At 30.4% G+C, this 24746-nt stretch carries 23 protein-coding genes; 8 read left to right on the top strand and 15 right to left on the bottom strand.

Features of this window, described 5'->3' with window-relative positions:
• The first annotated feature begins 158 nt into the window (after positions 1 to 158).
• The 6 genes from rpmH (at position 159) to leuB (ending at position 8303) form a co-directional block, all read left to right on the top strand.
• Positions 159 to 320 (top strand): 50S ribosomal protein L34, encoded by a 162-nt coding sequence (gene rpmH, locus IU405_RS12395; protein ID WP_075342879.1) that lies wholly within the window; start codon positions 159 to 161, stop codon positions 318 to 320.
• A gap of 107 nt (positions 321 to 427) precedes the next feature.
• The gene (gene carB / locus IU405_RS12390; RefSeq protein ID WP_197438927.1) at positions 428 to 3283 is read left to right on the top strand and encodes a carbamoyl-phosphate synthase large subunit; all 2856 of its coding nucleotides are present in this window, start codon (positions 428 to 430) and stop codon (positions 3281 to 3283) included.
• A 265-nt stretch (positions 3284 to 3548) separates the two neighbouring features.
• Positions 3549 to 4949 (top strand): 3-isopropylmalate dehydratase large subunit, encoded by a 1401-nt coding sequence (gene leuC, locus IU405_RS12385; RefSeq protein WP_197438926.1) that lies wholly within the window; start codon positions 3549 to 3551, stop codon positions 4947 to 4949.
• Positions 4950 to 5047: 98 nt separating this feature from the next.
• A complete protein-coding gene (gene leuD / locus IU405_RS12380; protein ID WP_197438925.1) occupies positions 5048 to 5647 on the top strand; it encodes a 3-isopropylmalate dehydratase small subunit in 600 nt (199 codons plus the stop codon).
• 13 nt (positions 5648 to 5660) lie between these two features.
• Positions 5661 to 7181, top strand: a complete 1521-nt coding sequence (locus tag IU405_RS12375) for an alpha-isopropylmalate synthase regulatory domain-containing protein (RefSeq protein ID WP_197438924.1) — start codon at positions 5661 to 5663, stop codon at positions 7179 to 7181.
• A 66-nt stretch (positions 7182 to 7247) separates the two neighbouring features.
• Positions 7248 to 8303, top strand: a complete 1056-nt coding sequence (leuB, locus tag IU405_RS12370; RefSeq protein ID WP_197438923.1) for a 3-isopropylmalate dehydrogenase — start codon at positions 7248 to 7250, stop codon at positions 8301 to 8303.
• Positions 8304 to 8356: 53 nt separating this feature from the next.
• Here leuB and IU405_RS12365 read toward each other — a convergent pair whose 3' ends face one another.
• From IU405_RS12365 to IU405_RS12340, 6 genes are all read right to left on the bottom strand, one after another.
• Positions 8357 to 10030 carry a response regulator gene (locus IU405_RS12365; protein WP_197438922.1) on the bottom strand — a complete coding sequence of 558 codons (1674 nt, stop codon included), beginning with the start codon at positions 10028 to 10030 and terminating at the stop codon, positions 8357 to 8359.
• A 13-nt stretch (positions 10031 to 10043) separates the two neighbouring features.
• Positions 10044 to 11729, bottom strand: coding sequence for a response regulator (locus IU405_RS12360; protein ID WP_197438921.1), 1686 nt, complete (start codon positions 11727 to 11729; stop codon positions 10044 to 10046).
• Between the two features lie 111 nt (positions 11730 to 11840).
• Complete coding sequence (locus tag IU405_RS12355) at positions 11841 to 12770, bottom strand: peptidylprolyl isomerase (RefSeq protein ID WP_197438920.1); 930 nt, start codon at positions 12768 to 12770, stop codon at positions 11841 to 11843.
• 17 nt (positions 12771 to 12787) lie between these two features.
• Entirely contained in the window at positions 12788 to 14374 is a 1587-nt protein-coding gene (locus tag IU405_RS12350) for a hypothetical protein (RefSeq protein WP_197438919.1), read from the bottom strand.
• Positions 14375 to 14381: 7 nt separating this feature from the next.
• On the bottom strand, positions 14382 to 15971 hold the full coding sequence (locus IU405_RS12345; RefSeq protein ID WP_197438918.1) for a peptide chain release factor 3: 1590 nt from the start codon (positions 15969 to 15971) through the stop codon (positions 14382 to 14384).
• Between the two features lie 44 nt (positions 15972 to 16015).
• Positions 16016 to 16714, bottom strand: coding sequence for a peptidylprolyl isomerase (locus IU405_RS12340; RefSeq protein ID WP_317193372.1), 699 nt, complete (start codon positions 16712 to 16714; stop codon positions 16016 to 16018).
• A 124-nt stretch (positions 16715 to 16838) separates the two neighbouring features.
• Here IU405_RS12340 and idi point away from each other — a divergent pair, with 124 nt between their 5' ends.
• Both idi and IU405_RS12330 read left to right on the top strand, forming a co-directional pair.
• Positions 16839 to 17372, top strand: coding sequence for an isopentenyl-diphosphate Delta-isomerase (idi, locus tag IU405_RS12335; RefSeq protein ID WP_197438917.1), 534 nt, complete (start codon positions 16839 to 16841; stop codon positions 17370 to 17372).
• Complete coding sequence (locus tag IU405_RS12330) at positions 17350 to 17760, top strand: 6-pyruvoyl trahydropterin synthase family protein (protein WP_197438916.1); 411 nt, start codon at positions 17350 to 17352, stop codon at positions 17758 to 17760. The genes idi and IU405_RS12330 overlap by 23 nt, the downstream gene beginning before the upstream one ends.
• Before the next feature lie 19 nt (positions 17761 to 17779).
• On the opposite strand, the gene IU405_RS12325 is transcribed toward IU405_RS12330, so the two are convergent.
• From IU405_RS12325 to IU405_RS12285, 9 genes are all read right to left on the bottom strand, one after another.
• Entirely contained in the window at positions 17780 to 18694 is a 915-nt protein-coding gene (locus IU405_RS12325) for a hypothetical protein (RefSeq protein WP_197438915.1), read from the bottom strand.
• A 141-nt stretch (positions 18695 to 18835) separates the two neighbouring features.
• A complete protein-coding gene (locus IU405_RS12320) occupies positions 18836 to 19693 on the bottom strand; it encodes a hypothetical protein (protein ID WP_197438914.1) in 858 nt (285 codons plus the stop codon).
• A 287-nt stretch (positions 19694 to 19980) separates the two neighbouring features.
• A complete protein-coding gene (locus IU405_RS12315) occupies positions 19981 to 20706 on the bottom strand; it encodes a DUF6090 family protein (RefSeq protein WP_197438913.1) in 726 nt (241 codons plus the stop codon).
• Positions 20703 to 21452 (bottom strand): DUF6090 family protein, encoded by a 750-nt coding sequence (locus IU405_RS12310; RefSeq protein WP_197438912.1) that lies wholly within the window; start codon positions 21450 to 21452, stop codon positions 20703 to 20705. The genes IU405_RS12315 and IU405_RS12310 overlap by 4 nt, the downstream gene beginning before the upstream one ends.
• Positions 21452 to 22216, bottom strand: coding sequence for a DUF6090 family protein (locus IU405_RS12305; RefSeq protein ID WP_197438911.1), 765 nt, complete (start codon positions 22214 to 22216; stop codon positions 21452 to 21454). The genes IU405_RS12310 and IU405_RS12305 overlap by 1 nt, the downstream gene beginning before the upstream one ends.
• Positions 22217 to 22222: 6 nt before the next feature.
• Positions 22223 to 22942, bottom strand: a complete 720-nt coding sequence (locus IU405_RS12300) for a DUF6090 family protein (protein WP_197438910.1) — start codon at positions 22940 to 22942, stop codon at positions 22223 to 22225.
• 35 nt (positions 22943 to 22977) lie between these two features.
• Positions 22978 to 23676, bottom strand: a complete 699-nt coding sequence (locus IU405_RS12295; protein WP_197438909.1) for a DUF6090 family protein — start codon at positions 23674 to 23676, stop codon at positions 22978 to 22980.
• 57 nt (positions 23677 to 23733) lie between these two features.
• Positions 23734 to 24486, bottom strand: a complete 753-nt coding sequence (locus IU405_RS12290; RefSeq protein WP_197438908.1) for a DUF6090 family protein — start codon at positions 24484 to 24486, stop codon at positions 23734 to 23736.
• On the bottom strand, positions 24483 to 24680 hold the full coding sequence (locus tag IU405_RS12285; protein WP_197438907.1) for a hypothetical protein: 198 nt from the start codon (positions 24678 to 24680) through the stop codon (positions 24483 to 24485). Before IU405_RS12285 ends, IU405_RS12290 begins: the two co-directional genes overlap by 4 nt.
• Positions 24681 to 24746 lie beyond the last annotated feature (66 nt).

Here is a 24746-nt window from a genome sequence, read left to right as displayed (position 1 = left end):
TCAAAAAAATGAAGATATTAGTTAAAAAAAAATATTTTTATTTTTTTTTCAAATACTATTTGTCAAAAATAAAAACAGTTGTATATTTGCCCACGCTTTAAACAAGGTACGTTTATGGCAAATAAAATTAGTTTAGAAGACATTTAAGATAAAAAGAAATGAGCAAAAGAACATACCAGCCATCGAAAAGAAAGAGAAGAAACAAACACGGTTTCAGAGAAAGAATGGCTTCTGCTAATGGAAGAAAAGTGTTGGCACGTAGAAGAGCAAAAGGAAGAAAAAAATTAACTGTTTCATCTGAATCAAGACCAAAAAAATAAATGATTAACAATTTGTTAATATATAAGGTGTTACTTTTTTAGTAACACCTTTTTTTATATCCAAACACTACTTATTTTTACAAACTTATAAATTTCAATTACTTATCATGCCAAAAAGAGAAGACCTAAAATCAGTTTTAATTATCGGATCTGGACCTATTGTTATTGGACAAGCTTGCGAATTTGATTATTCTGGCTCACAATCTTTACGCTCTTTAAGAGAAGACGGAATCGAAACTATTTTAATCAATTCCAATCCTGCAACCATCATGACTGATCCTTCTATGGCAGATCATGTGTATTTGTTGCCTTTAACAACAAAATCAATCATCAAAATTTTAAAAGAGCATCCTCAAATTGATGCAGTTTTGCCAACAATGGGTGGTCAAACAGCATTGAACTTGTGTATTGAAGCTGATACAAAAGGAATTTGGAAAGATTTCAATGTGAAATTAATTGGTGTGGATATCAATGCTATCAATATCACTGAAGATAGAGAACAATTTAGAAATTTGATGTTGAAAATTGGTATTCCAATGGCTCCTCAAGCCACAGCAACATCTTTCTTAAAAGGAAAAGAAATTGCTCAAGAATTTGGTTTTCCTTTGGTAATTCGTTCTTCTTATACTTTGGGTGGAGCAGGAGCTTCCATAGTATATAAAGCGGAAGATTTTGATGAATTATTACGAAGAGGTTTAGAAGCATCACCCATTCATGAAGTAATGATTGACAAAGCCATGATGGGTTGGAAAGAATATGAATTGGAATTGTTGAGAGATCATAATGACAATGTGGTGATTATTTGTTCTATCGAAAATATGGATCCTATGGGAATTCATACTGGAGATTCAATTACTGTGGCACCTGCAATGACATTGTCCGACAAAACCTACCAAAAAATGCGTGATATGGCGATCCATATGATGCGTTCTATTGGCGATTTTGAAGGAGGTTGTAATGTGCAATTTGCAGTTTCTCCTGATGAAAAAGAGGATATTATTGCGATTGAAATCAATCCTCGTGTTTCTCGTTCATCAGCTTTGGCATCCAAAGCAACAGGTTATCCTATTGCAAAAGTGGCTACAAAATTAGCGATTGGTTATACGTTAGATGAATTGGAAAACGGAATTACCAAATCAACTTCAGCGTTATTTGAACCCACATTAGATTATGTAATCGTAAAAATACCACGTTGGAATTTTGATAAATTCGAAGGTTCAGATAGAACTTTAGGATTGCAAATGAAAGCAGTTGGAGAGGTAATGGGAATTGGACGTTCGTTTCAAGAAGCCTTGCACAAAGCAACGCAATCTCTTGAAATCAAACGAAATGGCTTAGGTGCAGATGGCAAAGGATATACAGATTACAACCAAATTATCGATAAATTGACCAATGCAAGTTGGGATCGTGTTTTTGCCATTTATGATGCCATTGCTATCGGAATTCCATTGAGCAAAATTTATGATATCACAAAAATTGACATGTGGTATTTAAAGCAATATGAGGAATTATTTCAATTGCAAAAGGAAATTTCAACATACAATATTGATACAATTACAAGAGATTTATTACTCGAAGCAAAGCAAAAAGGGTATGGTGATAGGCAAATTGCACACATGTTGGATTGTTATGAAAGTGAAGTTTACAAAAAAAGAGACGAACTAAAAGTGCAACGTGTTTATAAATTAGTAGATACGTGTGCTGCTGAATTTACTGCAAAAACACCTTATTATTATTCAACGTTTGAAAATGAAATTGAAACTGCTGATGGTGAAATCGTCATTGCCAACGAAAGTATTGTTACAGATAAAAAGAAAATCGTTGTTTTAGGTTCAGGGCCTAACAGAATTGGTCAAGGAATTGAGTTTGATTATTGTTGTGTTCACGGAGTTTTAGCAGCAGCAGAATGTGGTTATGAAACCATCATGATCAACTGTAATCCTGAAACAGTTTCTACGGATTTTGATACGGCTGATAAATTGTATTTTGAACCTGTTTTTTGGGAACATATTTATGACATCATTCGTCATGAAAAACCAGAAGGAGTCATTGTGCAATTGGGTGGACAAACAGCGTTGAAATTAGCTGAAAAGTTAACTAAATACGGAATTAAAATCATTGGAACTTCTTTTGAAGCCCTTGATTTGGCTGAAGATAGAGGAAGTTTTTCAGAATTATTAAAGAATAATAATATTCCTTATCCTGACTTTGGTGTAGCAGAAACTGCAGATGAAGCATTGGCTTTGGCTGACGAATTGGATTTTCCAATTTTAGTAAGACCAAGTTATGTGTTGGGTGGTCAAGGCATGAAAATTGTCATCAATAAAGAGGAATTAGTAGAACATGTGGTTGATTTATTGCGAAAAATTCCAAATAATAAATTGTTGCTAGATCATTATTTAGACGGAGCCATTGAAGCAGAATCAGACTCTATTTGTGATGCTGATGGAAATGTGTATATCATTGGAATTATGGAACATATTGAGCCTTGTGGAATTCATTCAGGCGATTCAAATGCTACGTTGCCAGCCTTTAATTTGGGTGATTTGGTGATGCAACAAATCATAGATCACACTCATACAATCGCAAGAGCTTTGAAAACAGTGGGATTGATTAACATTCAATTTGCCATCAAAGATGATGTTGTTTATATTATTGAAGCCAATCCAAGAGCTTCAAGAACAGTGCCTTTTATCGCAAAAGCATACAAAGAACCGTATGTAAATTATGCCACAAAAGTGATGTTGGGTCACAATAAAGTTACCGATTTTAAATTCAATCCTCAACTAGAAGGATATGCGATTAAACAACCTGTGTTTTCGTTTGATAAATTTCCGAATGTAAATAAAAAATTAGGGCCAGAAATGAAATCAACAGGAGAAAGTATTTTGTTTATTGATAATTTAAAAGACGACGATTTTTACAATTTATACTCTCGAAGAAAAATGTATTTGAGTAAATAAATTTCGATGTATCATATTTGAAAAGCATCCATTTTTTGGATGCTTTTTTATTTATTCTACCAAAAGAGTTTTTCTGAAAAAATATTCCAGCTGCTTTCAGGATTAGACATCGTATTTGAAAATTAATTAAGTAGCTGTATATCAAAAACATACTATTGTGAATAAGCGTTGGATATAATGATATATTTCATTGTAAACTTGTTTCAAGTATTTTTAACCTTACTTTTGAAAGCTAGTAGCAATTACAACAGAAAATTATAAAAATATGGCAAAAACATTGTTTGATAAAGTGTGGGATTCACATGTAGTGAGAAGTATTGAAGGAGGTCCTGATGTATTTTTTATAGACCGTCATTTCATTCACGAAGTGACAAGTCCTGTAGCTTTTTTAGGATTGGAAAGTAGAGGAAATAGCGTTTTATACCCTGAAAGAACTTTTGCAACAGCAGACCACAATACACCAACTATCAATCAGCATTTACCTGTTGAAGATCCGCTTTCTGCGAATCAATTGGATGCTTTAGAAAGAAACGCAGCAAAACACGGAATTTCACATTGGGGTTTAGGCGATAAAAATAACGGAATTGTGCATGTGGTAGGTCCTGAAAATGGAATTACATTGCCTGGAGCGACTATTGTTTGTGGAGATTCTCACACATCAACGCATGGTGCTTTTGGGGCAATTGCTTTCGGAATTGGAACATCAGAAGTGGAAATGGTCTTGTCAACTCAGTGTATTATGCAACCAAAACCTAAAAAAATGCGCATTAATATTAATGGCAAATTAGGTTTGGGCGTAACTCCAAAAGATGTGGCTTTATTCATTATTTCTAAACAAACCACCTCAGGTGCAACAGGTTATTTTGTAGAATATGCAGGACAAGTTTTTAGAGATATGTCTATGGAAGGACGAATGACAGTGTGTAATTTATCCATAGAAATGGGCGCAAGAGGAGGAATGATTGCTCCTGATGAAAAAACATTTGAGTATATCAAAGGTCGTGCTTTGGCGCCAAAAGGAGATGATTGGAATAAAGCAATGGCGTATTGGAAAACACTTTTTACTGAAGAAAATGCCACTTTTGATATCGAATTCAATTATGATGCTTCCGAAATAGAACCCATGATTACGTACGGAACCAATCCTGGAATGGGAATGGGAGTAACTAAATCAATTCCTAATGCTTCTGAAGTGGAAGGTGGCGTTGAAACCTATAAAAAATCGTTGGGTTACATGCACTTTAATGAAGGTGAAAGTATGTTGGGTAAAAAAATTGATTATGTCTTTTTAGGTTCTTGTACCAATGGAAGAATTGAAGATTTTAGAGCATTTTGTTCGATTGTAAAAGGAAGAAGAAAAGCGGAACATGTGATAGCTTGGTTGGTGCCAGGTTCACATAAAGTGGTTGACCAAATCAAAGCAGAGGGTTTAGATACCATAATTACTGATGCAGGTTTTGAGTTAAGAGAACCAGGTTGTTCAGCTTGTTTGGCAATGAATGATGATAAAGTTCCTGCAGGAAAATTGGCTGTTTCAACCTCTAACAGAAATTTTGAAGGACGTCAAGGACCAGGTTCAAGAACATTGTTAGCTTCTCCATTAGTAGCAGCAGCTTCAGCAATTGAAGGTGTTGTAACAGATCCTAGAACATTGTTGGTGGGGTAAAAAAAGTTTACAGTCTCAGTTTTCAGTAGACTGTTTAATAAAAAATTTAAAATATAACAACTGCCAACTGTAACTGGCAACTGAATACTCAAAATAATATGGCTTACGATAAATTTGTAACATTAAAAAGTACAGCATATCCATTACCCATTGAAAATGTTGATACAGACCAAATCATTCCTGCTCGTTTTTTAAAAGCGACTGAGCGTGAAGGATTTGGTGATAATCTTTTTAGAGATTGGAGATACAATGCAGATGGAACTCCAAAATCTGATTTTCCTTTGAATAAAGAAATATATTCCGGAGGTAAAATTTTAGTGGGAGGAAGAAATTTTGGTTCAGGATCTTCTAGAGAACATGCTGCTTGGGCTATTTATGATTTTGGATTGCGATGTGTAATTTCATCAGCTTTTGCAGATATTTTCAAAAATAATTGTTTGAATATTGGTGTTTTGCCAGTACAAGTTTCTCCTGAATTTGCAGAGAAATTGTTTGACGCCATTTTTGCAGATTCTAAAACAGAGATTGAAGTAGATTTACCTTCGCAAACTGTAACACTTTTAACAACAGGTGAATCAGAAAAATTTGAAATCAATTCTTATAAAAAAGAAAATATGTTGAATGGTTTTGACGATATTGATTATCTAAAAAACATCGAAACCGAAATCACTGCTTTTGCATCAACAAGACCTTTTTAATTTTTTTTAGAATATGGAGCCCAGAAAAATTGAAATCATGGACACCACACTCAGAGATGGAGAACAAACCTCTGGAGTGTCTTTTTCTGTATCCGAAAAATTGACGATTGCCAAATTATTATTAGAAGAATTAAAAGTTGACCGAATTGAAATTGCTTCTGCGAGAGTTTCTGATGGCGAAATGCAGGCTGTGAAGAAAATCACTGAATGGGCAACTCAGCAAAATTTGATTGAAAAAATAGAAGTATTAACCTTTGTTGATGAAGGAAAATCAATAGATTGGATGCTTTCTTCTGGTGCAAAAGTTCAAAATTTATTGACAAAAGGTTCTTTAAATCACTTGACACATCAGTTAAAAAAAACACCTGAACAACATTTTTCAGACATCAAAAAAACGATTGAATTAGCTCAAAAAAACAACATCAAAACCAATGTTTATTTGGAAGATTGGTCAAATGGCATGCGAAATTCAAAGGAATATGTTTTTGAATATTTGACGTTTTTAGCTTCACAACCTATTGAACGTATTTTATTGCCAGATACTTTGGGGATTTTAACTCCATCAGAAACTTTTCAATTTATATCAGAAGTTCGTGAACGATTTCCTAAAATTCACTTTGATTTTCATGGTCATAATGACTATGATTTGGGAGTTGCCAATGTTATGGAAGCAGTAAAAGCGGGTGTAAATGGTTTACATCTCACAGTAAATGGAATGGGTGAACGTGCAGGAAATGCTCCTATGGCGAGTACAATTGCAGTCATCAATGATTTTTTGAAAGAGGTAAAAATTACAGTCAAAGAAACAGCACTTCACAAAGTAAGTAAATTGGTTGAGAATTTTTCTGGATTCAGGATTCCTGTAAATAAACCCATTGTTGGTGCCAATGTTTTTACACAAACTGCTGGAATTCATGCAGATGGAGATAATAAAAACAATTTGTATTTTAATGATTTAATGCCTGAACGTTTTGGAAGAAAACGAAAATATGCGCTTGGAAAAACTTCGGGAAAAGCAAATATTCAAAAAAATTTACAAGATTTAGGAATTAGTTTGAATGATGACGAACTGAAAAAAGTGACCCAACGAATCATAGAATTGGGTGATAAAAAGGAAGTCGTTTCTCAAGAAGATTTGCCTTACATTATTTCTGATGTGTTGGATAGTGAAGAAATTGAAAGAAGGGTAGTTGTTGAAAATTACGTGTTGGGTCATGCAAAAGGATTGAAACCCTCTACAACATTGATGTTAAAAGTAGAAGGCGTTTTGTATGAAGCGCATGCGCAAGGTGATGGACAATTTGACGCTTTTATGAATGCGTTGAAAAAATTATACAAAACTCATAGTAAAAAAGTCATTCCAAATTTGATTGATTATGCAGTTCGAATTCCGCCAGGAAGTAATTCTGATGCGTTGTGCGAAACGATTATCACTTGGAAAAGTGAAACCAAAGAGTTTATTACAAGAGGATTAGATTCGGATCAAACAGTTTCTGCAATCAAAGCCACTGAAAAAATGTTGAATATTATTTAAAAGCTTTTTGCTTTTAGCAATTAGCTAAATGCCAAAAGCAAAGAGCCAAAAGCCAAATTAAAAAAAATGAAATTAAAAATAGCCTTATTAGCAGGAGATGGAATTGGTCCTGAAGTGATTGACCAAGCAGTAAAAGTTTCGGATGCAATTGCACAAAAATTTGGACATGAAATAACTTGGAGACCAGCTTTGACTGGAGCTGCAGCCATTGATGCAGTTGGAGAACCTTATCCTGATGAAACACATGAGATTTGTATCACTTCTGATGCTGTATTATTTGGTGCCATTGGACATCCAAAATATGACAATGATCCGTCTGCAAAAGTGCGTCCTGAACAAGGATTGCTTAAAATGAGAAAAAAATTGGGTTTGTTCGCAAATGTGCGCCCAACATTTACATTTCCATCATTATTGGATAAATCACCCTTGAAAAGAGAGCGAATTGAAGGAACTGATTTGGTTTTTTTAAGAGAATTGACAGGAGGAATTTATTTTGGCGAAAAAGGAAGAAGAGACAATGGCGAAACTGCTTTTGACAATTGTGTATATTCAAGACATGAAGTGCAACGTTTGGCAAAAAAAGGTTTTGAATTGGCGATGACTAGAAGTAAAAAATTATGTTGTGTTGACAAAGCAAATGTGTTAGAAACTTCAAGATTGTGGAGAGAAACTGTGCAAGCCATGGAAAAAGACTATCCAGAAGTGACAGTTTCGTATGAATTTGTAGACGCAGTTGCCATGCGTTTGGTGCAATGGCCTAACAGTTATGATGTTTTGATTACTGAAAATTTATTTGGAGATATTTTGACAGATGAAGCATCCGTAATTTCAGGTTCTATGGGTTTAATGCCAAGTGCTTCAATAGGGTCTGATATTGGTTTGTTTGAACCAATTCACGGTTCTTATCCTCAAGCAACTGGAAAAAATATTGCAAATCCAATGGCTACAGTGTTGTCTGCAGCAATGATGTTTGAAAATTTTGGTTTGATGGCAGAAGGAAAAGCAATCAGAGAAGTTGTTGAAAAAGCATTATCCAATGGCATTGTGACCGAAGATTTATCTGATGGAGGAAAATCATTTGGAACAAAAGAAGTAGGTGATTGGTTAGCAGCAAATGTTTAAATAATCTAAAATCAATAATAAATGCTCTCATATTTTGGGAGCATTTTTTTTTGCTAAATTCTAACAATTGCTTTATTAATTTCAAAAAGCAATTCATCAGGATTGAATGGTTTTACAATAAATCCATTCATGCCACTTTTCGTAACACTCTCTTTAATTTCAGTAAAAACGGAGGCGGATAAAGCTAAAATGGGAATTTTTTTATCAAACTTTCGTATTTCTTTGGTTGCTTCATAGCCATCCATCACTGGCATTTGAATATCCATCAAAATAACATCATATTGGTTATATTTAATTTTTTCTAAGGCAATCAAACCATTTTCAGCAACGTCTACAATTAGCTTTTCCTTCTCTAAAATTTGTTTTGCAACTAAAATATTGTATTGATTGTCTTCAACAAGTAATATTTTCTTTCCATCAAAATCATATTCTCTATGCTCAGCTTCTTTTTTTAAGTCAATTTCTGTTGCCTTTTTTAAATTTATATTAAAATAAAAACGACTTCCCTGATTGATGTTACTTTCAACAAACACATCAGAATCCATTGCTTTTATGATACTTTTTACAATAGGTAAACCCAGACCTGTTCCACCATATAATCTGTTTGTTGCTGTTGATGCTTGTGTAAAATCTTCCCATATTTCAGAAAGCTTATCTTTAGGGATTCCTAAGCCAGTATCAATAACTTCTGTAGAAATCGTAACAGTTTTGGCATTTTCTTTGCTTTTTTTTATTCGTAATGTAACACTTCCTTTTTCTGTAAACTTAATGGCATTGCTTACCAAATTATTAATTACTTGATTGAATCTAACAACATCTAAAAGGACCAATGGAATGCCTTCTTCTATTTCTAAATTCATGACAATTCCTTTTCGAAAACAGGCTGCTTCATGAATTTTTTTTATCTGTTTTATGGCTGCATAAAAATCTGTTGGAATTTCATCTAACACAATTTTACTTGATTGCATTTTGCTGAAATCTAGCACGTTATTTAGTAGATTCATCAAAATTTTCCCAGAATAATTCAATGCTTTTATGTTTTCAAGTTGGTCTTTTCTGGGATTATTGTCTGCTAAAATATGAGAGAGTCCTATTACCGCATTTAAGGGAGTTCTAATTTCATGACTCATTGTACTTAAAAATTTTGATTTAGCATTGGAAGCTTCAAAAGCATCATCATGTTGTGAATTTACGTTTGATGCATAGCGTGAATTTAGTACTGAGAAATAAATCAATTGAAAAAGCACTAATAAAACTGTGCACATCATTGCTATAGGATAAATAAATTCGTCGGCTACTTTTACATCAAATTTTTGATTGGTAAATAAATTGAAATCTGTTATAAATAGCAAAAACCATAATAAAATTGGAAAAAGGGCAAAAATGAAAACAAATAATCGCTCTCTAGTAAATGAAAATATAAAATAGGGCAATCCAATTGTGAATATAAAAACAAATTCAACTCCACCAGGTTTTCCAACATAAGAAGCAATTATTGTTAAGCCTAAATTGATGGTTACCAAATAAAAAGGTCTTGCAATGGTTAGCATTCCTTTTTTTGCCAAATAGGCAACCGTTCCATAAAGAATGATATTAAAAGCTATATAATTTCTTAGCCAATAAAAATTGAATTTATGTGCAATGAAAGAACAAAAAATGGATAGCCCTATGCTTACAATGGCTAAAGCAAATACCAATTGGATTCTTCTTTTTGAAAATTCTTTCATTGAATGATAAATTTTATTGAGAGGTTGTTTTTTTGTTGACAAAAAAATCAATTTCTTTTAATAATTCTTTAGGGTCAAATGGTTTAAATATAAAGCCATCCATACCAGATTCATTTATTTTATCTTTAACTTCCATAAAAATTGATGCTGAAAGAGCTAAAATCGGAATTTCTTTATTGAATTTTCTGATTTCAATGGAAGCCTCATAACCATCCATAACTGGCATTTGGATATCCATCAAAATTACATCGTAAGTATTTTCTTTCACTTTTTCCACAGCAATTTCACCATTATTTGCAACTTCTACAATCAGTTTTTCTTTTTCCAGAATTTGTTTTCCAACCATAACATTGATAAGATTGTCCTCTACCAAAAGCACTCTTTTACCTTCAAAATTGTAAATATTTTTAACAGATTCTTTTTTCAATTCAGAATCCAATGCTTTATTTAGTACTAATTTAAAATAAAACCTACTTCCTCTGCCTACAACACTGTCTATTTTTACTTCAGAACCCATTGCTTCAATAATACTTTTTACGATTGGTAACCCCAAACCAGTTCCTCCATAAAGTCGATTTGTTGTTGAAGAAGCTTGTGAAAAAGCTTCCCAAATTTCCTTCAATTTTTCTTTTGGAATTCCAATTCCTGTATCAATAATTTCAGTAATTACAGTAACAGTTGTATTGGTTTGGCTTCCTCTACGAATTCTTAAAGTGACACCACCTTTATCTGTAAATTTTATAGAATTTGTCAATAAGTTATTGATTATTTGATTAAATCTTACAATGTCTAATAACACTATTGGTAAGTTGTCTTCAATTTCAACGTTTAATTTGATTCCTTTATTAATACAATTTGCTTCGTGTATTTTTTGAATTTGTTTTACACCATCATATAAATTTGTTGGAATGTTTTCTAAGTTAATTTCTGTTGATTGCATTTTACTGAAATCGAGAACATTATTCAATAGATTCAATAAAATTTTACCTGAATAATTTAATCCTTCAATATTTTCTCTTTGATCTTCTCTAGGATTTGTATCTGCTAAAATATGTGAAAGTCCTACAATTGCATTTAAAGGAGTTCTAATTTCATGGCTCATCATGCTTAAAAATTTTGATTTTGCAGATGATGCTTCTAAAGCTCGTTGTTTTTTTGAATAAATCCTTTTATAATGTGCACTGTTTAAGTAAGAAAAATATGCCAATTGAAAAGTGATTAAAAATAGAGTAGTAGCTAAAGAAAGAGGATAAAAGAATTTAGAAGCAATTTCAATATCTAATTTTTCAGTAGTAAACAAATTGAATTTTGTTATATAAAGTAAAAACCATAATAGTAAAGCAAATGTTGAGAAAATAGCAATAAAGTTTTTTTCTCTTCTGAAAGAGAAAATAAAAAAAGGAAGTGCAAAAGCAAATAGTAATAGAAATTCAATACTTCCTTGTTTTCCTATATACGAAGCAGTTAAAGTTACACTAAGATTGAACGTAATGAAATAAGTAATTCTTGAAGTATTTAATTTACGTTTCTTAACAATATAAGCACAGAAAATAAAAATGAAAGCAGATGCTAAGTGATAATATCCTAGCGTTGTGAAGTTAAATGATAATCCTATAAAAAAATATACCAAAGCAAAAAATGCTGTCACTAAAGATAGTGTGTAAACAAGTTGAATTCGTTTTGGTAAAAAATCTGACATCTTACATGTTTATAAAACATTTCTAAAAATACAAAATCTATCAATACAGTTGACAAAAAAAACCATCTTGATTTACAAAGATGGTTTTTATTTTTTTTTGATGTTTGAAATTTATTTTACATTCATCAATTCAACATCAAAAATCAATGTTGCGTTTGGTGGAATTACGCCACCAGCACCACGTTCTCCATAAGCTAAATCTGATGGAATTACTAAACGTGCTTTGTCGCCAACTTGTAATAATTGAATTCCTTCATCCCATCCTGATATTACTTGTCCAACTCCAAGAGTAAAATCTATGGGTTCTTTTCGTTTGTATGAGGAGTCAAAAACAGTTCCGTCTAATAATTGTCCTTTATAATGCACAGAAACTTTTGAGCCTTTTTCAGCTTTTTTTCCATTTCCTTTTTGTAATATTTGAAAACGCAATCCACTTGGAGTTTCATCAAAACCTGCAGCTACAGAGTCTAATAATTCTTTTTGTTTTCTTTTAGCTTCAGCTTCACGTTTTGCTCTTGAGCCTTCAAAATTTCTAAAAGCTTCAACTGCATTAAAGTTTTCTGCTTCAGCGCCAACTCTTATAATTTCAATGGACATAGTGTCACCTTGTGCAACAGCATCAACCACATTTTGACCTTCGATTACTGAACCAAAAACAGTATGTTTTCCGTCAAGCCAAGGAGTTGGAACATGAGTAATATAAAATTGACTTCCATTTGTAGCAGGTCCAGAATTCGCCATTGCTAATTTTCCTGGGGCATTATGTTTCAATTCAGCATGAAATTCATCATCAAATTTATAACCAGGATTTCCTGTTCCAGTTCCAAGAGGACAACCACCTTGAATCATAAAATCAGGAATAACTCTGTGAAATTTCAATCCATCATAATAAGGAGTTCCTTGAGGTTTTGACTTATTTTCTAGATTTCCTTCAGCTAAAGCTACAAAATTACCAACTGTTCCTGGTGTTTTTTCGTGTTCTAATTGTACTAAAATTTCACCTTTTGGAGTAGTGAATTTTGCGTAGATTCCGTTGTTCATATTTTAATTTTAATATATTATTTTTTTAAATTTAACATTGAAAAACCATAATTTATTCCAATGTTTAGATTTGATGAATTTACATTACCTAGAGGCGCAATTAATTTTCCTGCTGAGATATTAAATGCAAAGTTATTATTGAAATGATAATTGATACCTGCGGTTGGTCTAATTATTACGCCTTCACCAGTATCAACACCAGCACCTCCTGCAACACCGGCTGCTGTCTCTAAGAATAGAGATATTTTATCTTTAAAAAGTTTGTTTGTTATTGTTCCAATACCAAAAATTCCATGGGCATAACCACCAGATTTACCTTCGTAGGCAAATGAAGCTTCACCAAATAAATAAAATCTTTTGTTTAAATCATATTTAACATTTAATGCTATATGATTTAAATCTATTGCAGGACTATCTGTTTTAGCTACATTAAAATAGGTTTGATTTTGAACACTAAGTTGTATACCTTGAGTAATAATTTTATCACCTTTTTCATTTGTAAAAGGGTCTTTAGTTCCGCCACTTAGACTATAATATTTTAAACTAACACCAGTTGTAAGAGCTTCAAAAGAAGCACCAATAGATCTGTGATAACCTCCATGTAAACTTAATCCTAAGTTTTTAGAAAAACGAAGATCTACCCCCAAACTTGGGTACATGGTCAATCCATTTTCAGGATAAATTCTACCTCCTGCAGCTCCCAAACCAAATTTGGCAAAAAAATTAACATATTCAGTTTCTATAAAATTTCTTCCATAACCAAAAAACAGATCCATAAATCCAGAACGTAAACCACTATACATTGTATCTAAATGTGTGTATAAGAAAGAGTTATGTGTTAAGTAACGTTGATATTCGAATCCTACAATATATAAAATGTGGTTAATTTGTTCAGCTTGGTTAAAGTTACCGTTACCATCTGTTCTGGTATTTCCAATGGGAAAGAAAAAATCAAATTTTAGTTGTTGGACACTTTTTACTGCAGGTTTTTTCCAAAAATCATTTAAAAAATTATCGTTAACAGTAAATTGTTTGTGAGCGTTCGCATAAGAACCAGCTCTTATATTTGTAGGGATTTCTATAAAAAACGAAACATTATCCCCTGTTTGAATTCCTGTAAAAAAGTCTAAGTTACCATATTGTACACCAAATGAAATATTGTTAAATTTATATTGAAGTCCAACATTTGTATATAAAATAGCACCACCTCCAACTAGAGTCCTGAATCCACCACCTCCACCAAAATGAGCGTTTGCATCAAAAAATAAGTTTTTATAAATTGGTAAATTCAATCCCAAATTTACACCTAAAGTAAACAATCCTCCCTGATCTCCAAAAGTTGCAGCATGAAAACCAGCACCAGTGTATAACCAATCTGTTAAACCAATATTATAATTCAAACCCATTAATCCCATTTTTGGTTTTAATGTATATTGAGATCCATCAGAATAATTAAAAGTATAATCAGGTTGACTGATAAAAATATGGTTTAGTCTTATGCTATTTTTTAATGTTTTTGTTTGAATGTTGTCTATTCCTAAATTTTGGCCAATGCTATTTTTTATAATAAAAAAAAATAAAAATAGAGTAATAACTTTTCTCATAATCAGTTTATTTAAATTCACTTGTAAAATGCAATTTTACAGTTGGATATTTGCTTAAAGTCATTTGAATCGTAAACTCAGAATCTGCCAAGAAAACCAATTGTCCTTGCTTATCTTTGGCTAGATAACGTTGTTTTACTCTCAAAAATTCTTTGAATTCTTCATTTTTTGGATTGGTAGCTTCCACCCAGCAAGCTTTGTGAACTTGCAAGTTTTCATAGGTACATTTTGCACCATATTCATGCTCTAAACGATACTGAATTACTTCATATTGAAGTGCCCCAACTGTACCAACTACTTTTCGACCATTCATTTCAATCGTAAATAATTGCGCAACTCCCTCATCCATTAACTGATCCAAACCTTTGAATAATTGCTTGGATTTCATAGGGTCAGCATTGTTTACATATCTAAAATGTTCTGGAGAAAAACTTGGAATTCCTTTAAAATTCAAAATTTCACCTTCTGTTAACGTATCTCCAATTTTGAAATTTCCTGTATCGTGCAAACCAACAATATCTCCTGCATACGATTCTTCTACGATTTCTTTCTTTTCCGCAAAAAAGGCATTTGGACTCGAAAATTTTAGATTTTTTCCATGTCTTACATGTAAATATGGAGAATTTCTTCTAAAAACGCCTGAAACTATTTTTACAAAAGCCAATCTATCTCTGTGTTTTGGATCCATATTTGCATGAATTTTAAACACAAATCCTGTCATTTTTTCTTCCTTGGAATCTACCAAACGCTCTTCTGATTTTTTAGGTTGAGGTGAAGGAGCAATTTCTATGAAAGCGTCCAACAATTCTTTTACACCAAAATTATTCAAAGCAGAACCAAAAAACACAGGTTGTAAATTGCCTTTCAAATATTCTTCACGAGAAAAAGGAGGATATACTTCTTCAATCAAATGCAATTCTTCTCTTAACGTATTTGCTGCTTTTTCGCCAATTTCTTTTTCCAATGCTGGATTGGAAACATCCGTAAACTCAATGCTTTCAGTAATAGAAGTCTTTGATTTTTCTGAAAAAAGATTTAATTTTTTTTCCCAAATATTGTAAATCCCCTGAAAATCATATCCCATTCCAATTGGAAAACTCATAGGAGTCACATGTAATCCTAATTTTTTCTCAACTTCATCCATTAAATCAAACGCATCTTTTCCTTCCCTGTCCAATTTGTTGATAAAAACGAGCATTGGAATACTTCTCATTCTACAAACTTCTACCAATTTTTCTGTTTGTGGTTCTACTCCTTTTGCAACATCAATAACCACAATGACACTATCAACAGCTGTTAAAGTTCGGAATGTATCTTCCGCAAAATCTTTGTGACCTGGAGTGTCTAAAATATTGATTTTCTTATCTTTATAAATAAATGCTAATACAGAAGTTGCTACAGAAATTCCTCTTTGGCGCTCAATTTCCATGAAATCGGAAGTGGCTGTTTTTTTTATTTTATTATTTTTAACAGCTCCTGCTTCCTGAATAGCGCCTCCAAAAAGTAATAATTTTTCTGTTAGAGTCGTTTTTCCTGCATCTGGATGTGAAATAATTCCAAAGGTTCTTCTACGTTGTATTTCTTCTAAAAAACTCATTTACAAAATTTGAGGTGCAAAGATACAGTTTAGATTTGCAATTATCAATCTAAAATTTCAATGGTAATTTTGATATCTTCTATAGGCCATTCATCAACGCCAACTTTCACTTTTGAGATTTTTTCCATAGTTTCAAATCCTGAAATTACCTCTCCAAAAACCGTGTGTTCTCCATCCAAATGATGTGCGCCAGTTTTTTTTTGAACAATATAAAATTCAAATGGACTTGATAATTTTTCAGGGTTATTTTCCCATTCTCTAGCTGCAGCAAGTGCACCATATTTGTGAGTTCTGTGTTTTTTGAATTCGGGTTTTAATAAGTAATTTCCGTATTTACTTCGCTGTTTTTGGGTTAATAAATTATCAGAATTTCCTCCTTGAATGACAAAGTTTTTGGCAACTCTGTAAATCACAGTATTGTTAAAATACTTATTTTTTGTTAGGAATATAAAATTTGCTTTATGAACAGGAACGTCATCAAAAAGTTGAATTTTGATATTCCCAAATTTTGTTTTAATCATCACTTTTGTTTCATGATGCTCTTTCCCATAGGCTTCTAAAAAAGTTTCCGTGTTTTTGTTATTCAAACTATCTGCATCAATTGTGACTTTTTTTTCAGTTTTTCGCTGGATTGTATCTTTTTCAATAGTTGTTTTTTTCGATTCATTTTTTGAGGTTGTAGAAGTACATTGAATTGAAAAAGAAATTAAAATGAAAACAGAAAATTTATAAAATACCTTCACCTTTGCTAAAATATCAATTTGTTTTTCAAAGATAAGACATCAACATAAAACAATAGAAAAATCTAATTGTTTTAGCGATATTTTAAGTTTTTTATGCAATTAGTTTGGTTTATCTTTGCCAAATATGGAAGAATTAGTAATCCTAGTAGACGAAAATGACAATCAAATTGGGTTAATGCCGAAAATGGAAGCGCATGAAAAAGCACTTTTGCATAGAGCTTTTTCTGTTTTTATTTTTAATAAAAATGGTGATTTGATGATTCAGCAAAGAGCTGCAACCAAATATCATTCTCCACTTTTATGGACAAATACCTGTTGTTCTCATCAAAGAGCAGGAGAGAGTAATATTGAAGCGGGGCAAAGAAGATTGTTCGAAGAAATGGGTTTTTCAACCAATTTACAAGAAGTTTTCTCTTTTATTTATAAAGCGCCTTTTGATAATGGTTTGACTGAGCACGAGCTAGATTATGTTTTAATTGGCAGTTTTGATGGAGAACCTAACATCAATAAAGAAGAAGTGGAAAGCTATAAATGGATGTCTTTAGAAGATGTAAAATCAGATATTGAAAACAATCCTGACATTTATACGGCTTGGTTTCAAATTATTTTTAATAAATCATACGAAAAATTAGCAAATGCCAAAAGTAACCGTTCATAGAAAAGCGCATTTTAATGCAGCTCATAGATTGTATAGAAAAGATTGGTCTGATGAAAAAAACTTCGAAGTTTTTAGCAAATGCAGCAATCCTAATTTTCATGGACATAATTATGAATTGATTGTTTCTTTAAAAGGAGAAATCAATCCTGAAACTGGTTACGTGTATGATTTAGGGATTTTGAAAGACTTGATTAAATCAGAAATTGAAGATTGTTTTGATCATAAAAACCTAAATATTGAAGTTCCTGAATTCAAGGAATTGAATCCAACAGCTGAAAATATTTGCGTTGTAACGTATGAAAAACTTCGCAAACACTTGCCTTCAAACTTAGATTTGAAAATTACGCTTTATGAAACTCCAAGAAATTTTGTGAGTTTTGAAGGATAGATTTTAAAAATCAGTTCCATTATTTTTTATTGAATTGCTGCTTAAAACTGTTTTCTAAATAACCATAATTATAATATGTAAATCCTTTCAAATTTATTTTATCTCTTAATCCAGGTTCTTCTGCTAATAATTCTTTTCTAAATAAATTTTCTATATCGTCCAAAGTGTGTTGAGATAAATATTTTCCAATAAAATTCATCTCTGATGAAAAAAGAATATAAATATCTGCTTTTGATTTATAGTTCACTAGAATGTCTAGCCTTTCTTTTATATAATGAAATAAATTATCAGGATAGGTTGTGTAATCATAAACTGAAATTCTATCTGCATATTTTTCAATTTCATTAATTTCTTTTTCATTATAATTAGCTACATAAACTCCAACTTTTACTTTATGTTTACTTTTGTTTGCAAGAGATTTCATTTCTTTTAATGATTTAATGAAATAAGAAAAAGTTCCCTCTCTAGTACAAGGAATTTTATTTTGTTTTAGATAAGTTTGACAATAATAACCATCTTCTTTGTTTGACTCTATATTCCAATATTCATACTCAATATTAAAAATATCAAATTTTTCATTGGATGATTTTCTTGAATTATTATAAGGAACAATTGCATCAATAAAAAATTGAGATGTTTCTCCAGAAGCCGCTATTTGATAAATTCCATATTCTGTTTTTGCTCTGGAAATGAATTTAGCTAAAATTCCATTTTGCTTTTTATCAGACAATTTATAAACCTTATTAACTTTATTCAAATCATAAAGAATGATACTATTGATTTTGTTCTCCTTACAAAAGTCAAGTAACTTAGTTTCATTAGTATATGAACCTAATATATTCATAAAGTTATCAACATACATGATTCTTGATGCAGAAATCTTGAAAAACATCAACAGAAAAACGAAAAGTAAGAAATCAGTTTTTAGTTTCATTTTGAAAAAATTTGAATCAAATATAAATATATTATTTTGATTTTTAATTTTATTATTACTTGATGTAAAATGTTAAATATCAGATATTTAATATTTTTTATTGCGAGATATATTCAATATAGCTCATAAAAAAAAGTTTGATTAATTTCTATTATAGTAATAATAACTCACAGATTTTTCAAGATAAGAATACGTGTGATAAGTAAATCCTTCAATGTTTAATTTCTTTTTTAACTGATTATTTTTCGCATTCATTTCTAAGAAAAATAAAAATTCACCTCTGTCTAAACTTTCAAATTTAAGCCAATAGCCCAAATCATTCATCGTAGTTGAAAACATAATGCTAGCTTTTGTTTTGATGTTTGAGTTGAGAATAGATTCTAAATTTGTTTGAGTAGAGGCAAAGCAAAATTTAGGATCTTTTCCATTAGCTTGAATAATTAATCGATCACAATTTTTAGAAATTTCTACAATTTCATTTTGTGTATAATATCCAACAAAAGCATCAACTTCAACTTTGTGAGGTTTTCCTTTTGAAAGATTTTTCAGTTGTTTTAGATTGTCAATAAAAAATTTAAACGAACCTTCTCTGCCACAAGGAATGCCATTTTCTTCCAAATAATTCACGCAATAATAACCATCAATTCCTGATGCTTTGCTTGACCAATATTCATATTCTAGATTATAAATATCAAATTTTTCAGTCGATTTTTGACGTGAATTGTTGTAAACATTGATAATTTTCACAAAAAAATCAGCAGATTCTCCTGATGCTCCAATTTTTTTGATTTGATATTTTTGTTTGGCTTTTTGAATAAATTCCGCAAGAATATTATTGTTTCTTGGGTCAGAAAGTGTGATTCGTTTATTGACTTTATTTAAATCGTACAAAATCAATATTTTAATATTATTTTTTTGAGCAAATAAAAGTAATTTATCTTCTTTGGTAGGACTTCCCAAAATATCATTAAAATTATCTACATATAAAGTCCTTTCCAAACTAAAAGTAAAGTTTGAAACAATTATGAATACAAAAAGTATGAATTTTTTCCCCACTGAAAATTCAAAAAAATTGGCTGAAAGATAGCTAAAAATGCAAATATACTACCTCAATTAGTATTATTTTAACAAGCCTAAATAATTCTTAAAAAATTTACTTAAAATCAATAGCAACTTATTAAATATTATTTTTCTTTATTTTTAAAATATTGCTTTAATAATCTAATTCCTAATCTAGCAAATAGAATTATAGTTATCGTTAAAACTATTCCAAATCCGTCCATTATTTATTTCTTAGAGATTGAGTTTTCTATCTGTTTCATGATTTCTATGGCGCCTTCTTTATAGCCAGTTACAAATCTTAAATGATTTTTGACGGCCAACAAATTATGCGCAGCAACTTGAATTTTATATTCTTTATTTTCAGTAAAATACAACATCATTTCATCATTCGATTTTCCTTGGCTCCAATCAATAAACCAATCGTATTTTTTATAAGTTTCAATATTTCTTATAACTTCATTCTTTATAAACTCATTACTGTCCTCAAAAAGTTGCAAAAATGGTGTATAAAATTGTGAAATACTAATAAAAACTGAATCGTTTTGTATTTCGTTTTTAGAACTAAAATCTTTGACCATTTCAAAACCTTTCGTTTGTATCACAAAAGGTCTGTACCTGCTTGCTAAAGATTTTACAAATGGATACTCAGCATAATTGTCTTTTGTAATCTCATTATTGATAATTTTTTCGCTATTATTTTCAACTTCAATATAATAATCAATAATTATTGTAGCACTCAATGTATCGGTTTTTAAATCTTCATGTATGGTTCTTAAAATGTTTTTAAGTTCATTTTCTTGTTTTCGGTTTTCATTCCAATTATTGATTTGAAGTGCTAGTAAAATTCCAATAACTACCAATAAAATTTCACCAAAAGCATATTTTAAATACGAAATGTTTTTGGCTTCTTTTAATGATTTTAGTCTTATTTTTCGGAAGAATTTGTTCATTGGTTTTCCATTTTAGAGGAGTTTATAATTTCAGTCATTAGTATTTTTAGTTCTAAGTATCTGTTTATTAAAGCTTTGCTTAAAAAATAAAAGTTATCAACTCTATTTTCAAATAAAGGATCTTTTAACATTGTTAAATCGTTTTTAGCGATGGTTGATTTTTTTAAATCTTTCACAGATGGGTCTAAAGCATCTAAATTTCTAACAGAACCAAAAAGAGTTAAATATTCGATATAAAGAGACGCATACTCATTATAACCTTTTTGTGCAGTGTTCATTTTATCAAATTCTCTTTCCCATTTAAAAAGCAACGTTTTTAAGTTGTTATCTGTAAGTTTTGTAAGTGCTCCAGAATTTTTTAACTCAACTAAAACAAACGAACTTGGTGCCCAAAAAGGAGTTGTAAAAGTATTTGCTAACATTTGGTCAAATTCAGTTTCTGTAATTGGGTTTTCTTGAATTCTAAGTTGTAATAAAAGTTTTTCCAAACTTTCTACTAGAGTAGTCATTTTAAGAAGGCTACTATTAAGTTCAATTAAATTTTCTTTAAACTCTTTGTTCAAATTATTTAAAATGATTTGATTTTCTTGCTTGCTTATTCTTTCTTGATTCCAATTGTTAATCTGCAATGCAATCAAAATACCAATTACCACTAAAACTATTTCGCCAAAAGCATACACAAAATAACTTCGTATTTTAGATTGTTCAATTAATTTTTGTCTGATTTTCCGGAAGAATTTAATCATCATTGATTTTTTGTTTGTTGTTCTATTGCATGTATTAATTTTGATAGCTTATTATTCAATTCATTATACCTTCTTTGTAATCCTGTTAATAGATAATAACTGTCATTTATAATGTTCTCAAAAATAAGATTGCCTAAAATGGCTCGATTATCAATTTTTTCTAATTGACTATCTCCAATATCTTTTCCGGTTTTTGAAAATTGAAAATCTATTTTTCTCATAGATATTTTATCATTCCAAAAAGTAGCAATGTTTTCATTTATATGCTGGATTAATAAATTTTCAGATAATTCATAACCCTTTTGTAGGGTTTTAATTTGATACATAAAAACCTCAATACTATCATTTTTAATGCTCGATAATTCGCCAGATGATAAAACCTTATCCAAAACGGCAGTATTAAAATCATAATTATACACAGAATAAGTTCCTAAAAGCAAACTGTCAATGAAATGCTCATCTTGTTTTTGATAGTCTTTCCCTATTCTTTTTAATAATTGAACAGCACATTCTTTAGATTTATCAACTCTTAAAATAAATAAAGCTAATTCTTTTTGATTATTTTTTGTTTCATTTAAAAGTCTTTTTGAAACTTTCAACGCATTTGTTTTTGTAATTCTATTGTCATTCCAGTTATTTATCTGCAATGCAATCAAAATCCCAATAACCACCAATACAATTTCGCCAAATGCATACACAAAATAACTTCGTATTTTAGATTGTTCCAACAGTTTTTGTCTGATTTTTCTGAAGAATTTTATCATTGATACTTAACGTTTTATTTCTTGAACAATATTTTCTTTTAAATCTAACATTTCATCACGAATTGATTTTAGTCTCATAATAGTTTGCGACAATGGCCAACTTGTGAGTAAAAGTTTATCAAAATCTTTGTTATTATAGATAATATTTGGATTTTCAATGATAGTTTCATTGGTAATTCTTCCATTTAGCGTAACTGCTTTTACATAAAATAGGGTTGAAATTAGTTCCATTTTATTAAAAAGTTCAGCTCTAAATATTTCATTAATCCAGGTTTGAGCAAAAGGAATTTTATCTCCATACAATTTAGACAACTGATTTCTTATGCTAAGATTGCTTATTTTATCTATTCCACCCGATTTTATGGCTTCGTAAGGACTTGTATTGAGGTTTAAGAGAAATCCGTATTCGTGAATAATTTCTATGTGAAAATGTAACGAATCTTGTGAAATTGTAACATCATTTTTCATAATTCCTAGCTTACAAAAACTTTTCAAAGCATTTTCAAGATAGGGAATATTTCTGTCCAAGAGTGCCAAATCTGTCTCTAAAGCAACACTTACTTCTTTTAACATTGTTATTTCGTAAGCCCTAATTTTTTGATGCTCATTCCAATTATTTATCTGTAAAGCAATTAAAATCCCAATAACCACCAATACAATTTCGCCAATGGCATATTTAAAATATTTAGATGTTTTTCCTGCCTGTTCGGCAGACAGGTTTTCCATAAACAGGTTTTGACGGATATTTCTAAATAACTTTATCATTCTTTTTCTTTAAAATTATTGAGTATTTTAATTAAATCTTTTCGCAATTTTATATAAGCAGTTTTTGAAGTCCGATTAATATTATTGTGCCTTAAGGTTACTAAATAAAAGTCTTTTACCAATTCGTTTTTATCAACATTATTCCAAAACTCATCATAAAGATTACCAGATTTTATAGTGCTTATAGAAATATTACTAAGGTATTTGTAAGAAACAAGTGCGTCTAAATATTGATCAACTGCTTCTTTTGTTACTACAAGTGTAATTTGTTGTTGATTGTTTAACTCTATGAGTTGTGTTCTTATATTTTCATTAAATAAACCAATATCACCTGTAGAAAGTAACGTTTGAAAAGTAGCGGTATGAAAGGCGTCAATATTGTTGAAATAGCCTAAAAATTCGTATTTGGCTATTTTTACTAAGGTATCATAAGAAGCATTTGGTTGGCTTAATCTTTTGGTAAAATTATTGTGCTGTTCTATAGATTCTTCAAAAGAAATTAATATGTTATCAATACTTTCAATATCTTTATTTATGTCGTTGATTAAACTGCGCTGATAATCAATATGCTTTTTATTGTTTTTTCTGATCTCATTCCAATTGTTAATTTGCAATGCAATCAAAATACCAATAACAACTAATATAATTTCACCAATGGCGTATTTAAAATATTTGGCGGTTTTTCCTGTTTCCATAAGGTTTAGTCTTATTTTTCTAAAGAATTTAATCATCTTAATATTTTTCTGAATGTTTTATTTTTTTAATTCTCTATCAATAAGTTGAAGTACTAAAGCTAATTTTTCTTTTGTTAATTTTAAGTATGAAAGGCGTATTTCAAAAGTCTTATTGAGTTGAATAAGGTTGTTAATATAGTTCTGATTTTTTGTAAGCGACACAAAGTCTAATGGAATATAGATTTCAGATGCAACAACATCAAATTCATTTAATTGTAAAGATATGTTCGTGTTAATTTTGAAAAGTTCATTGGTTAGAGGATACATTTTATTTTCAATCTTATCATTCATCAAATCTTGTCTTGTCAAAATATTTACAAAGTCTTTTTCGTAAAGTTGAAGAATACCATTAAGAAGGCTATCATTCGCTATTAATTTAGCCATGCCATTTCCGATAAGTTTATAGCCAGAATTAGAATTATTGAAAAAACTTTTACGATGAATTAATGCAACATAAATTGGGAATTTAGCTACATATTCTTCGTTTTTAAGATTTGTCAATAGACTATCCATAGCAGCCTTATTGATGTTGATTCTTTTAATTAATCCATTAATTTCTACTTCGTTTGCAGTTAAATCTGTTTGTAGTTGTTTTAATAGTTTAATTTCCTGTTTTTGATCTTTTCTAACCTCATTCCAATTATTAATTTGCAATGCAATTAAAATTCCAATAACCACCAATACAATTTCACCAAATGCATACACAAAATAACTTCGTATTTTAGATTGTTCAAGCAATTTTTTTCTGATTTTCCTGAAGAATTTAATCATAAAGAACCCATTTTTCCATCACCATCAATGTCTTTTCCTAAATAGTTTTCAAGTGCTATCAATGTTTTTTGAAGAGTTTCGTTTGTTTTTTCTAGTTTTTTTTCTAGAAGAGCTACTTTTTCTTCTAAGTTTTTAGCTTTTTCTCCTTGTTCTTGAATTTCGTTTTGCTGAATTAAATCCCAAAAAATGCCCATAGTAAATTAGTTTTAGTGAATACCTGATTTTCAAATTGTTAGTTTTCCAAAGTTAATTATTTTTTT

Origin of the sequence: Polaribacter sp. BAL334, assembly GCF_015767435.1 — a bacterium.
Classification (GTDB): domain Bacteria; phylum Bacteroidota; class Bacteroidia; order Flavobacteriales; family Flavobacteriaceae; genus Polaribacter.
The sequence above is the reverse complement of the archived record's forward strand: the minus strand, read 5'-3'. Positions and strand labels throughout refer to the sequence as shown.

Coding starts and splice junctions, on each gene's coding strand:
- rpmH (WP_075342879.1), top strand. CDS start 159: ATGAGCAAAAGAACATACCAGCCATCGAAAAGAAAGAGAAGAAACAAA.
- carB (WP_197438927.1), top strand. CDS start 428: ATGCCAAAAAGAGAAGACCTAAAATCAGTTTTAATTATCGGATCTGGA.
- leuC (WP_197438926.1), top strand. CDS start 3,549: ATGGCAAAAACATTGTTTGATAAAGTGTGGGATTCACATGTAGTGAGA.
- leuD (WP_197438925.1), top strand. CDS start 5,048: ATGGCTTACGATAAATTTGTAACATTAAAAAGTACAGCATATCCATTA.
- IU405_RS12375 (WP_197438924.1), top strand. CDS start 5,661: ATGGAGCCCAGAAAAATTGAAATCATGGACACCACACTCAGAGATGGA.
- leuB (WP_197438923.1), top strand. CDS start 7,248: ATGAAATTAAAAATAGCCTTATTAGCAGGAGATGGAATTGGTCCTGAA.
- IU405_RS12365 (WP_197438922.1), bottom strand. CDS start 10,030: ATGAAAGAATTTTCAAAAAGAAGAATCCAATTGGTATTTGCTTTAGCC.
- IU405_RS12360 (WP_197438921.1), bottom strand. CDS start 11,729: ATGTCAGATTTTTTACCAAAACGAATTCAACTTGTTTACACACTATCT.
- IU405_RS12355 (WP_197438920.1), bottom strand. CDS start 12,770: ATGAACAACGGAATCTACGCAAAATTCACTACTCCAAAAGGTGAAATT.
- IU405_RS12350 (WP_197438919.1), bottom strand. CDS start 14,374: ATGAGAAAAGTTATTACTCTATTTTTATTTTTTTTTATTATAAAAAAT.
- IU405_RS12345 (WP_197438918.1), bottom strand. CDS start 15,971: ATGAGTTTTTTAGAAGAAATACAACGTAGAAGAACCTTTGGAATTATT.
- idi (WP_197438917.1), top strand. CDS start 16,839: ATGGAAGAATTAGTAATCCTAGTAGACGAAAATGACAATCAAATTGGG.
- IU405_RS12330 (WP_197438916.1), top strand. CDS start 17,350: ATGCCAAAAGTAACCGTTCATAGAAAAGCGCATTTTAATGCAGCTCAT.
- IU405_RS12325 (WP_197438915.1), bottom strand. CDS start 18,694: ATGAAACTAAAAACTGATTTCTTACTTTTCGTTTTTCTGTTGATGTTT.
- IU405_RS12315 (WP_197438913.1), bottom strand. CDS start 20,706: ATGAACAAATTCTTCCGAAAAATAAGACTAAAATCATTAAAAGAAGCC.
- IU405_RS12310 (WP_197438912.1), bottom strand. CDS start 21,452: ATGATTAAATTCTTCCGGAAAATCAGACAAAAATTAATTGAACAATCT.
- IU405_RS12305 (WP_197438911.1), bottom strand. CDS start 22,216: ATGATAAAATTCTTCAGAAAAATCAGACAAAAACTGTTGGAACAATCT.
- IU405_RS12300 (WP_197438910.1), bottom strand. CDS start 22,942: ATGGAAAACCTGTCTGCCGAACAGGCAGGAAAAACATCTAAATATTTT.
- IU405_RS12295 (WP_197438909.1), bottom strand. CDS start 23,676: ATGGAAACAGGAAAAACCGCCAAATATTTTAAATACGCCATTGGTGAA.
- IU405_RS12290 (WP_197438908.1), bottom strand. CDS start 24,486: ATGATTAAATTCTTCAGGAAAATCAGAAAAAAATTGCTTGAACAATCT.
- IU405_RS12285 (WP_197438907.1), bottom strand. CDS start 24,680: ATGGGCATTTTTTGGGATTTAATTCAGCAAAACGAAATTCAAGAACAA.